Origin of the sequence: Staphylococcus sp. HMSC063F05, from assembly GCF_001837075.1 — a bacterium.
Classification (GTDB): Bacteria; Bacillota; Bacilli; order Staphylococcales; family Staphylococcaceae; genus Staphylococcus; species Staphylococcus epidermidis.
This window is the reverse complement of sequence record NZ_KV831313.1, coordinates 1-12,319: the sequence shown is the minus strand read 5'-3', so window position 1 is coordinate 12,319 and position 12,319 is coordinate 1. Positions and strand designations below refer to the sequence as shown.

13 protein-coding genes are annotated in these 12,319 nt (G+C 29.7%); 8 read left to right on the top strand and 5 right to left on the bottom strand.

Going from position 1 to position 12,319, the window contains the following annotated elements:
• The 3 genes from HMPREF2576_RS01470 to HMPREF2576_RS01460 form a co-directional block, all read left to right on the top strand.
• The coding region (locus tag HMPREF2576_RS01470) for a tandem-type lipoprotein (protein WP_070861177.1) at positions 1–675 on the top strand (675 nt) is incomplete at its 5' end.
• A 357-nt stretch (positions 676–1,032) separates the two neighbouring features.
• Entirely contained in the window at positions 1,033–1,920 is an 888-nt protein-coding gene (locus HMPREF2576_RS01465) for a mechanosensitive ion channel family protein (RefSeq protein WP_002484928.1), read from the top strand.
• Between the two features lie 363 nt (positions 1,921–2,283).
• Entirely contained in the window at positions 2,284–3,096 is an 813-nt protein-coding gene (locus HMPREF2576_RS01460) for an HAD-IIB family hydrolase (protein WP_002467616.1), read from the top strand.
• A 263-nt stretch (positions 3,097–3,359) separates the two neighbouring features.
• On the opposite strand, the gene HMPREF2576_RS01455 is transcribed toward HMPREF2576_RS01460, so the two are convergent.
• Entirely contained in the window at positions 3,360–3,983 is a 624-nt protein-coding gene (locus HMPREF2576_RS01455; RefSeq protein WP_002456791.1) for a hypothetical protein, read from the bottom strand.
• 385 nt (positions 3,984–4,368) lie between these two features.
• On the opposite strand from HMPREF2576_RS01455, the gene HMPREF2576_RS01450 reads away from it, so the two are divergent.
• A complete protein-coding gene (locus HMPREF2576_RS01450) occupies positions 4,369–5,271 on the top strand; it encodes a hypothetical protein (RefSeq protein ID WP_002456790.1) in 903 nt (300 codons plus the stop codon).
• 312 nt (positions 5,272–5,583) lie between these two features.
• Positions 5,584–5,769: a hypothetical protein gene (locus HMPREF2576_RS01445; protein WP_002467603.1), complete on the top strand. Its 186-nt coding sequence runs from the start codon at positions 5,584–5,586 to the stop codon at positions 5,767–5,769.
• 248 nt (positions 5,770–6,017) lie between these two features.
• On the opposite strand, the gene HMPREF2576_RS01440 is transcribed toward HMPREF2576_RS01445, so the two are convergent.
• The 3 genes from HMPREF2576_RS01440 to HMPREF2576_RS01430 form a co-directional block, all read right to left on the bottom strand.
• Positions 6,018–6,422, bottom strand: a complete 405-nt coding sequence (locus HMPREF2576_RS01440; RefSeq protein WP_002511290.1) for a DUF1433 domain-containing protein — start codon at positions 6,420–6,422, stop codon at positions 6,018–6,020.
• A 539-nt stretch (positions 6,423–6,961) separates the two neighbouring features.
• Positions 6,962–7,321 carry a hypothetical protein gene (locus HMPREF2576_RS01435; protein WP_001830474.1) on the bottom strand — a complete coding sequence of 120 codons (360 nt, stop codon included), beginning with the start codon at positions 7,319–7,321 and terminating at the stop codon, positions 6,962–6,964.
• Between the two features lie 317 nt (positions 7,322–7,638).
• Positions 7,639–8,619 (bottom strand): tRNA dihydrouridine synthase, encoded by a 981-nt coding sequence (locus HMPREF2576_RS01430; RefSeq protein ID WP_070856270.1) that lies wholly within the window; start codon positions 8,617–8,619, stop codon positions 7,639–7,641.
• Between the two features lie 198 nt (positions 8,620–8,817).
• Between HMPREF2576_RS01430 and lqo the strand changes: the two genes are divergently transcribed.
• Positions 8,818–10,302 (top strand): L-lactate dehydrogenase (quinone), encoded by a 1,485-nt coding sequence (gene lqo, locus HMPREF2576_RS01425; protein WP_002470752.1) that lies wholly within the window; start codon positions 8,818–8,820, stop codon positions 10,300–10,302.
• Positions 10,303–11,027: 725 nt separating this feature from the next.
• Positions 11,028–11,120, top strand: coding sequence for a hypothetical protein (locus HMPREF2576_RS12390; protein ID WP_256313854.1), 93 nt, complete (start codon positions 11,028–11,030; stop codon positions 11,118–11,120).
• A gap of 492 nt (positions 11,121–11,612) precedes the next feature.
• Here HMPREF2576_RS12390 and HMPREF2576_RS01415 read toward each other — a convergent pair whose 3' ends face one another.
• Positions 11,613–11,855: a hypothetical protein gene (locus tag HMPREF2576_RS01415; RefSeq protein WP_070856272.1), complete on the bottom strand. Its 243-nt coding sequence runs from the start codon at positions 11,853–11,855 to the stop codon at positions 11,613–11,615.
• Positions 11,856–12,104: 249 nt separating this feature from the next.
• Here HMPREF2576_RS01415 and HMPREF2576_RS01410 point away from each other — a divergent pair.
• A partial coding sequence (locus HMPREF2576_RS01410; protein ID WP_218117642.1) for a YSIRK-type signal peptide-containing protein occupies positions 12,105–12,319 on the top strand: 215 nt, incomplete at its 3' end.

Genomic DNA, 12,319 nt, shown 5'->3' with positions numbered 1-12,319 from the left:
CAAAACTTTAATAAAACGTTAAGTATGTATCCAACTAAAAATCTAGAGGATTTTTACGATAAAGAGGGCTATCGTGATGAAGAGTTTGATAAAGATGACAAAGGAACTTGGATTATTAGATCTGAAATGACAAAACAGCCAAAAGGTAAAATTATGATCTCAAGAGGTATGGTTCTCTATATCAATCGCAATACTAGAACAACCAAAGGGTATTATTTTATAAATGAAATTACAGATGATAGTAATGGTAGACCAAAAGATGATGAAAAGAGATATCCTGTAAAAATGGAACACAATAAAATTATTCCAACGAAGCCAATACCTAATGACAAACTAAAAAAAGAAATTGAAAACTTCAAATTTTTTGTACAATATGCCAACTTTAAAGATATTAATGATTATAAAAACGTGGATATTTCATACAATCCTAATGTTCCTAGTTATTCTGCGAAATATCAACTGAATAATAATGACTATAACGTGAAACAATTAAGAAAAAGATATGATATTCCAACGAAGCAAGCACCTAAATTATTGTTAAAAGGTGATGGCGACTTAAAAGGCTCATCTGTAGGTTCTAAAAATTTAGAATTTACTTTTGTAGAAAATAAAGAAGAAAATATATTTTTTACAGATGCAGTACAATTCACTCCTAGCGAGGATGATGAATCATGAGTAAAACAGATTATCAAATAAAACTTGGTAATATAAAATGTAATTCTGAATAAACTAGCTCAGTATCCAAAATCATTTCTGAAATTGAAAAAGCGAATAATAATGGTTTGGAAAAATGTCAAAGGTCATTCGATGGATGGTTTTTTATGAGTTCACCTAGAAGTGACTGAAGTATAATCGGTAGTCTTAAGATGATTTTTCATATGGAAATTCATAAAGCATCCTTCATCACAAAGTGAAGGATGTTATGTTTATTTATAAGTGTTATATTTAGAAATGACTTACTGCTCATTATCTATAGAGATTTGTACATTGAAAATATTGATTGTTTTAACAATAGGAGGTCATGTTGTTATTATGAGTCAGTTTAAGGACACATTATATAAACTATTTGAGCCAATGATGAAAATAGAGTTCTATCAAAATCTTTTGGTTAATCTTTTAATTATACTTGCTTATATCTTGATGGGTATAATTGTAATTGCGATATCAAGAAAGTTAGTTACTAAATTTTTCAACGTCAATGAAAAGAAAAAGAACCGTCATAAAATTAAAAGAAGTGAAACACTATCCACATTGATTCAAAATTTAATAAGTTATGTCGTATGGTTTATTGTCCTTACGTCAATACTTTCACGTTTCGGTATTAGTGTATCAGCAATTTTAGCAGGAGCTGGAGTTGTTGGTGTTGCCGTTGGTTTCGGAGCACAAACAATTGTAAAAGACATTATTACTGGTTTCTTTATCATATTTGAAGGACAGTTTGATGTAAGTGATTATGTTCAAATTAATGCATCTGGGGTAACAATTGCTGAAGGTACGGTTAAAACAATTGGTTTAAGATCAACACGTATACAATCAGATACTGGAGAAATTTATACATTACCTAATGGTATGATTAGTGAAATAGTCAATTATTCTGCTACAGATGTTTCACCTATTGTGATGATACCGATTTCTCCAAATGAGAATTATAAAGTGATAGAAGAGAAATTATTAACATTTTTACCTACATTAAAGAATAAATATGACATATTTGTATCTGCACCAGATTTACTTGGTTTAGACAGTGTTGATGGCAATGAAATGGTGATTAAACTTTTAGCACATGTTAAGCCCGGAATGCATTTTCCAGGACAACGTTTGCTTCGTAAAGAGGTCATACAATACTTCAGTGAAGAAGGCATTCATATTCCAAAACCAACACTTGTAAAACTTGATAAAGAATTGAATAAAAAAGAATAGTCTGCAGATTTAATTTTTATATGAAAATTCATAAAGCATCCCTCATCGCAAAGTGAAGGATGCTTTATTTTTATTATGATAGGTCATGAGTGATAGTGATTTGAAAAACATTGTTGAGTAAAGTTGTTATAACGTCATCATGCATGAAATTGTTTATAGATAGATGACAAAGCTATTTTATTGATACTATAAATATAACCGTGAGACATATAAAAGAAGGTTTTAAATCCTACTACCAACATAGAAGCTTTTAATCAGAAATTCTACAAATTAAACAAGCATTTTGTCCTATTTTCGTGTTTTGTTTAAATTTTTAGAGTGTAATTATAATTATCATTTAAGAATGATACTGGAGGAATGAAGATGACAAATCGTTTAATATTATTCGACTTTGATGAAACTTACTATAAACATCGTACTAATCAAGCAGATATTCCTTATTTAAAAGAAATGGAAAGTTTATTACAGAATATAACTGCTAAAAACAATGTCATTACGGCGATTTTAACAGGAAGTACTATAGAAAGCGTACTGCAAAAAATGAGTAAAGTTAATATGTCATATAAACCTCAACATATTTTTTCAGATTTAAGTTCTAAAATGTTCACATGGAATAACTGCGAATATATTGAATCTGATGAATATAAAAACGAAGTGTTGATAGAACCGTTCTTATTGGAAGATATATTAGATATATTAAAACACGTTTCTTCTAAACATAAAGTAGAGTTTATACCGCAAAGAATTTTTCGAGAAAATGAAACATTGTATAATTTTTATTTCTATTCTTCGGGTGACACGCATTTAGATAAAACAATTTTAGAAGACCTCAGTCAATATTCTAAGACAAGGGACTATACGATGACATTTAATCGTTGTAATCCTTTAGCAGGTGATCCTGAAAATGCTTATGATATTAATTTTACTCCAAAAAATGCAGGTAAATTATATGCCACAAAATTTTTGATGAATAAATATGGCGTTCCAAAAGAATTGATTATTGGCTTTGGTGATAGTGGTAATGATGAAGCGTTTTTAAGTTATTTAGATCACGCAATGATTATGTCTAACAGTCAAGATGAGGAAATGAAGAGTAAATTTAAAAATACAAAATATCCTTATTATAAAGGTATTTATACACATGTACGTGAATTTATAGAATATGAAAATGTTTAAATATGGAATTATTGGAATAGGAGAGGTGGCAAAAGTATAAGTTGAGGTTACAAATAAGGTAATTCTTCTTTATTAATTGAATGTCTTCTATATATTTAATGAATTTTCGATATATGTGTTTTTCGCATTGATTTAGTCATTGAAATTAAAATATATACACACGTTCTATAAAAATCAAAAATAGGGAATAAGACAACACATTTTTCTTATTCCCTATCCAAGTATCACTGAGTTTAATTATTTACTTATTTTAATCAGTTTAGTTAATAATTACCGCCCTGTCCTTTTGCACGTGCTTCAACTTGTCCTCTTAAAAATTTCATATACTCGTTAGATTCTTGAGCACTTTCGTGAATTGTCGCAGCTTCATCATCTGACATGCCTTCTGTATACGCGTCTAGAAATTCATCATCTGACATATTTCTAACATCTTCTGCTGTATATTTAGGATGATGTGCTTCGTTAGTTGTGCCACCTGCAGATGGTTGGAATTTCCCTTCTTTTGCAAAACGATCTAAAGTAGGCGTCATTTCATCCATAGTAATCGTGCCATCTTTATTTACATCTGCTCTATCGATTTCATCTGCTAATATTTGAGCTTCCTCATCATTAACGTTAAAAGCTTCTCTTAACCGCTTTGCTTTTTCGCTAAGTGTTTTAGTTGATGTCTCATTTGATACTTCGTTTGTTTGGTTATCAACTTGATTTTGCATTTCATCTTGTGAAATTGTATCTTCATGAGTATTTTTATTTGAAGTCTGAGTCTCTTTTGAAGATACATCAGTGTTTGCTTTTGAATCTTTATAATGACTGTATCCCAATCCCCCTGCAAATCCTAGCATCACAATGAGAAAAAATAAAATAAATCCTTTTAAAAACTTTTTCAATTAACCGTCCTCCACCCTTTTGAACTTCATTTATATTGTTATATTAATTTATTTTCTAACGCATTTCTACTGTTAATTTAAGGTATATAAATATTAGTTTAAAAAGTATAAAAGCATGTTTTCTGAATTCTTCTCATATTTATTGATTCTAAATTTATATTTTTAAATATTGCACAATTTATTTTAGAGATTTGTAGCAATTATAATTGTTATAAATTAAAATGTATTTAATAACGATAATTAAAAATAAAGAGAGCAATAGTGATTTCGTAAATTAACGTTATTAAACTATGGATTTAGTAAACGTGTAAAACCAGTTGAAATATGAACACAACATATATAAATACAACAGTGATGATTTCATTATTTAAAGGAGAGAAACGAAATGAAAAGACACTTTTTAGCAATCGGAGCAATTACAATAACAACATTACTTGCGGGATGCGATTTTGGAGATTTGGTAGGACAGCATCAGTCTGGTAAGAAATCAGAAAATAGTAACACTCAAACCGAACAAGCTTCAAATAATAAAAATTCAAATTCTAATAATGGTCATTCAAGTAATAACAATGAGTCTAGAGGTAGAGTGGAAGATTTAACTCAATCGCAGAAGGTAGCATTAGCTATCAATGATCCCTCAGTTTCTCAATATGTCGTTAATGCAAGTGAATTAAGGAATCATTCATTTTATGCAAATTATAACGGCGGAGGCCAACGTAAAAGTATTCATACGTATAAGTTGGAAGCATTACCAAAAAAAGTAGAAGGTGCACCTAATGATATGACATTCTATACTGCAAAACCATCAAAAGGGTCATTTGTTACTCTTATCGGTATTGGTAATGAAAAGGTATTAATTGCAGGCACACAAAGTTCAGGTACATATCAACAATATGCTCATTCGGAAGCAGCAAGAGAATTAGATTTACATGAATTATTAGATAAATACGGTGAAAGTTCAAATTATAAAAATCTAGCAAATCAAATTGCGTTTACACAAAGTCAATCATCAAATTCAAGTGAATCTACATCAGATGAAGGGACGTCTAATAATGATGCATCTAATGATGACAAAGTTACTCGTGATAATGTAATAGATAAAGTTGAAGCGTATGAAGGTCATCAGCTAGATACCGATACGTATACATTTAAAGAACCCGAACAGAACGAAGACGGAGATTGGGGATTTTCTATTTTAGATAAGGAAGGCAACCTCGAAGGTTCTTATATTGTGACATCTGATGGTGAAGTTACAAAATACGATGAAAACGGGGAAGAAATAGAGTGAAAGTAAAGTCAATTGTCGAAATTAAAAATTTAGAAAATGGAAATATTCCCCAGGAAATTGACAACGTTAGCATATTAAAAGCTAGCGTTGTTTTTGTATGCTTAACATTAATTCTCCTTTGCATTCTTTAATTATTATTTTTCTAAGCACTTTAAATTTACTTGTTGGATGGTTTGAAAAATATTCAAACACATATTGATTGAGCAAAGATTTTTAGTTTTATGGCTTTTAAAGTTTAATGCCAATGATACAATTGGAATAAAGCAAAATGTTTAGTAAAGGTCAAAAATGAAGAGGAGATAAGTTATTCAAATGAATCATTTTGGTAAGCTTCATCGTATATCATTAATATTAAATATTATGTTTTTAATACTCATGCCTAAAATCTATAGTTTTGATAATATTTATATATCAATAATTTGGACTTTGTTAGGAATAGCAAATGCTGTCTACTTATTGATTAAGCAAAGACAAGAAAACACCATTAAACGTAAATAAATTAAAAATAACTCACTTATTATGATGTGCACTCCAGAAGTTGGACTAAAATCTATCTTTATGGGGTGTTTTTTATGATTGAATATGATAAATTTGATTTTAAAATTAAAGTTTTTCAAGAATATTAAAATGGTTAAAAAAACAAAGTAAGAATAAAAACATTAAAGGCTTGTCTCCTAAAAAATTATAGAAGACAAGCCTTTAAAATATTACACTAAACTATACTTCTTGTGGTTCAGTATAAATTTTTAGCGTTCTTTCTTTTTGTCTAAATCTTTTTTGATTTCATCAGGTGTTTTTGTTTGATATTTTATTAGATTTGATACTTTTTTGCTTTCTATCATATCACCTTGGAATTGAAAATTATCTTCAGATGATGCAAATGCAACAAATTCATCTTCTTTATTGTTATTGATATAGCCTTCAATAACAGCATCACCCATTGGTCCCTGTTTTAAACTTGTGAAATGGACAGATTTGATAGTATTAGGTTTTTTTGTGTTGTATTTAAGATAAAGCGTGATACGTTCTTGTTGCTCTTTGTAGTAGATTTCTTTTTGTTTTGCTTTTTCGTCATATTTCATTTTGAGGTAGACACCTCCAAAAATGATTAATATGACACTAATAAAGATCAAGATTTTCTTTTTTGACATAGAGTAGCTACCTCTTATTTGTGATGAATGAGTGTAGTATTCATACATAATAAAGATTTGACATATGGGATACTTGCAGAAGAAGCATAATAATATTAGTTCTAAACTATCATGAATCAAAGTATCTAAATATCACATTCTATATACTGAATGCTTGGTATTAAAATAAGACAAGGTACATTTCATTAACTGTACTTTGACTAAACTTATGTTATACCTGTACTTTATATTCAACTTCACTTTTTTTCTTATCAAAATACGGTACAACAAATATTACAAATAAAGCACATCCAATAGCTAACAAAAAACCTAAATTTTCCAATTTATTCACTCCTTATTTTGTGTACAATATCAACACTATTATTCTTCAGAAATACTCTTAATTAATATTATTGCATCATCAAGTAACATACTGATACCTAATCGACTTGCTGATGAATCAAACTTGAAATAAGAATATTTAATTTTGCCACCAACTGACTATATGTTAAGAATTCTTTAGACATTTATTTGTGCTATAGTCCTTTCTTTATATATATTTATTGATATAACTTTATTGATTTAATAGTTGTCTTTTCTGGAAGGAAGTTATATTTAATATTGATTGTAAGTCCGACGGGTTTTTTATTAATATCTAAACGATAATAACCAATAGGCCCACCACCTTGGTTATCTGTCGCATTTTCGAAATCGGCTTTCTTTATAGTTTTTAAAAACTGATATGTCTGCTTATCTTTAGCAATCTTATGAAGTTGCTTTGTGTCATGATGTTGTATGGATTGATTTAATTGTTGTTCACTAGAGTGAATCACCCACATGTCGAAAAAGAAAAAGTTAATAACAACATAACTACAGGCTTGGATAAAGAGAATAACAACTATAAAAATCAATCTTTTCATTGATATGCACCTTATTTTTAATGAAATATTTGCTTCTTATATTTAATTTATCATAATATTGTTCAGTTTAACTTAAAATTCACGATGTTCAATATATATTCATCATTCTATATTTTGTATAAAAAGCATGGACTATATTTAACAGTTTGCTCATTTACTTTTCGGCCCACTATATGTTTAAGTAATCAGTCTAAAACTTATTTTTATGTCACTTTTGTAAATTGCTCGAGATTTACTACTACTTAATATTAAACAACCTCCCTCTGACTCAACAGGGGAGGTTCATTTATTGTTTATTATACTTACCGCTCGCATACTTATACTTCTGAACGTGCATCCATACGTGCTTCAAAAGTATCGAGTAGTTCTCTTGCTTCGGCAATGGATTGGGTGTTCATTAATTGATGGCGGAGTTCGCTAGCGCCTCTAATGCCGCGTACGTAGATTTTGAAGAATCTGCGTAAACTTTTGAAGTGTCGGGCTTCATCTTTATCATATTTTTCAAATAAAGAGAGATGTAAGCGTAATAAACCTAATAATTCTTTGCTTGAATGTTCGCGTGGTTCCTTTTCAAATGCGAATGGGTTATGGAAGATCCCTCTACCAATCATAATGCCATCAATACCATATTTATTTGCGAGTTCTAGACCAGTTTGTCTATCGGGGATATCACCATTGATAGTTAATAGTGTATTTGGCGCAATTTCATCACGTAATGTCTTGATTGCTTCGATTAATTCCCAGTGTGCATCTACTTTACTCATCTCTTTACGGGTACGTAGATGAATGGATAAATTTGCGATATCTTGTTCGAAGACGTGTTTTAACCAGTCTCGCCATTCATCGATATCGTAATAACCTAAACGTGTTTTTACACTGACCGGTAGACCACCTGCTTTAGAAGCTTGAATGATTTCGGCTGCCGTTTCAGGTCGTAGAATTAAGCCGGATCCTTTACCTTTTTTCGCAACGTTTGCGACAGGGCAACCCATATTTAAATCTATACCTTTAAAGCCCATATCCGCTAAGCCGATACTCATTTCTCGGAATTGTGCTGGTTTATCGCCCCAGATGTGCGCTACCATTGGTTGTTCGTCGTCACTAAAAGTTAAGCGTCCGCGCACACTATGAATACCTTCAGGGTGACAGTAACTCTCAGTATTGGTAAATTCAGTAAAAAATACATCTGGTCTCGCAGCTTCACTGACAACATGCCGAAAGACAATATCTGTCACGTCTTCCATAGGTGCCAGAATAAAAAACGGACGTGGCAATGTACTCCAAAAATTTTCTTTCATGATTTATTTAAACCTTCTTTATAATAATAATCTCGAATTTTTACGCATGATGATATTACCACAAAACTCACATAGCTGACTACAACTTTTAAATAAATGATTACTGAGTTTTCGCGCTTAATTGTTTAATAAATTTTTAAAGTGGTAAAGTCTATATATGTACTATTTTAATATATAAATTTAGAAAGGAACATGCACATGAGTGAAGCAAATCATAAAAACATCGTTGTTGTAGGTGCAGGAATTATTGGTACGTCAGTAGCGACAATGCTTTCAAAAGTAAGTCCTAACTGGCATATCGATATGTTTGAAAGACTAGAAGGCGCTGGTATTGAAAGTTCAAATGAAAATAATAATGCTGGGACAGGTCATGCGGCATTATGTGAATTAAACTATACAGTTGAACAAGATGATGGTTCAATTGATGCATCTAAAGCGCAAGAAATTAATGAACAATTCGAATTATCTAGACAATTCTGGGGTAATTTAGTTAAAAATGGTGATATTTCTAATCCTGAAGAATTTATTCAACCATTACCTCATATCAGTTTCGTTATGGGACCAACAAACGTTAACTTTTTAAGAAAACGTTATGAAACACTAAAAACACTTCCAATGTTCGATACAATCGAATATACAGAAGACATGGAAACAATGAGAAAATGGATGCCATTAATGATGGAAAATCGTGAACCAGGTCATCAAATGGCAGCAAGTAAAATTGATGAAGGTACAGATGTGAACTATGGTGCGTTAACACGTAAGTTAGCACATTACTTAGAACAAAAATCTAATGTTTCATTAAAATACAATCATGATGTTGTAGATTTAACACAAAGAGAAGATGGCAAATGGGAAGTTGTCGTTGAAAATAGAGAAACTAAAGAAAAGATAACTAAAATAGCAGATAAAGTGTTTATTGGTGCTGGCGGTCACTCTATTCCGTTATTACAAAAATCTGGTGTTAAACAAAGAGAACACCTAGGTGGTTTCCCAATCAGTGGTCAATTCTTAAGATGTACAAACCCAGATATTATTAAACAACATGCGGCTAAAGTTTACAGTAAAGAGCCTCAAGGTAAGCCACCAATGACTGTACCACACCTTGATACACGTTATATCAATGGTAAACAAACATTATTATTTGGTCCATATGCGAATATCGGCCCTAAATTCTTGAAATTCGGTTCAAATTTAGACTTATTCGAATCAATCAAACCATATAACATTACTACAATGTTGGCTTCAGCAGTTAAAAATGTACCTTTAATTAAATATTCAATTGATCAAATGATCAAAACTAAAGAAGGTTGTATGAACTATTTAAGAACATTTATTCCTGATGCTAAAGATGAAGATTGGGAACTTTACACTGCTGGTAAACGCGTTCAAGTTATTAAAGATAGTGAACAACACGGTAAAGGTTTCGTAGTATTTGGTACTGAAGTTGTCAATTCAGACGACAATTCTATGATTGCATTATTAGGTGAATCTCCAGGGGCTTCAACATCATTATCAGTTGTATTAGAAGTTTTAGAGAAAAACTTCGCTGATGACAAAGAAGCATGGGAACCTGTTGTTAAAGAAATGGTACCAACATACGGTCGTTCATTAATTAATGACGAAAAATTAATGAGAGAAACACGCCGTGAAACTTCTAAAAACTTACATTTAAATAGATAAGTATTTTAAAAATAGAATTATATGTCACGAAATAATGACATGATGTGTGCACCTCGTAGCATTAGGTAGAAAGTCTAATGTTACGGGGTGTTTTTTATAAGAAATAGGAAGGAGGTGCGATTTAATCAATGAAGAAAATATGTAAGATAGTGAGATGTGTAAAGACGAAAAAAAATAAGGTGAGTGAATATTAAAAACGGATACTATACATGATTTTACTTAATTTCTTTAAAATGATGGTAATACCAACCTGATTAATATATTACTAAGAAAACTGTATAATATTTTTAGAAGCATTTGTCATAATTCTGAATAGATTGAATAGAATCTCTGTCGAGAAGAATTAAGTAATGTTCATTTTGTGGATGAAAGGAATTTCACGCATATGTGTAATAGTTAAAGTGGTTATTGAGACAATAATTCATCTATAAAATTAGTTTTATTTAAATGTTAATATAATCTTTAATCATATAAAGTATATTGTTGTATTTATAATAAGTAAAAAATATGATTGAATTGCTTATTATTTTGTGATAATAAGATATCTATTAGATGCTAGGTAGAATAGAGAATGGTATAAAAATGCACTTAAAATCATTTTTTATACGAGGTTTTTCAAATAAAGAATTTTATGACTTAAAGAAGCGGAGTAAATAAATAATATTTATAGATAATGTATTTAAAAATTACGATATAAAGTTATTCAAGAAGGTTATAAGTATTTAATGATAGATCAAGAGCAACATTGGTTTTACTATCTATGTCTTATGCTGAATTGGTTCATATTGATAAAATATACGGAACTTACATACAAATAATTTAACAATATGAATATATATTCAAACAGAAATGAATTTAGTAGTATAGGAATATTTGTTGGAGATATCGGCGTTACGTTTAGTGTGTTATTAAGAAGGGAAGTAGAATATATGGATTTACATATCGACTGAATTTGGTTTTTAATGTCGGTTTTATTAGAGATCATAGCTATTATTGTTCTTAGAATAACTAAAAGTCGTAAATTAAAACATGTTGCGTTTGATAAGAACAGTGAAAAAAGGTGATATTAATACCATCATTTAAAAATGTGATAGCTATTGTAATTATATATATTGGATGGGGAAATACTTTTTTTATCTGCTTAAATATAGGAGAAACCTTATATAGGAACATTCATATCAAAATTAAGAATTATATATAATGAAGATTTTTCAATTGAAATAACTAGATTTGTTGTATTTTGAATATTAATTACTAAAAAATAATATTATATTAAAGTTATATACCGTTTAATTATAAAAGATATACTTTTATATAAAGGTTCTCACAATTCTAATAAGTGATAGTATTAAAGCTATTATTAAAGGAATCATACTGATTAGACGTATACGCTTAGCTACTGAATTATTGGACTCACTTTGATTTTCATTCGAAGGTTCTAATAATTCTTTTTCAATTTCTAAGTCTAAATCAGTTTTATAATAACCGTTGATGCCTAATTTTTCGTTATATTCTTCATTTTTTCCCTCATATCCATACTTATTATTTCCCATCTTTTTCGCCTCTTTTAATTAAGTAGAAAATCAATACTAATATATACACTATCAATTAATTAAAAAAAATACAACGAAGGAAATATTGTGATTATTAAAATTGTTAAGTTTTTTTGAAATTTAAATTAATATAAATATATAAAGAATATATTTAGATATAACATTGTATTGAAAATTAATTGTACTTCTGCTAACTTAATAATGTGGAATTTAGAATTCTATATAAATTTAAAAAATGGAGTGTTTTTGTTGAAAAATAAATTAGACTTTTTACCTAATAAGTTGAATAAGTATTCAATTAGAAGATTTACAGTAGGTACGGCATCTATATTGGTAGGATCTACTCTATTATTTGGGATTGGGAATGAGGCACATGCAGCAGAAGAGCATCAAAAATCAAACACTACAGAAAATGTAGCTGACAGTAATGCAAGCGAAGCACCAACAAAAGAAGAAGTGCCAAA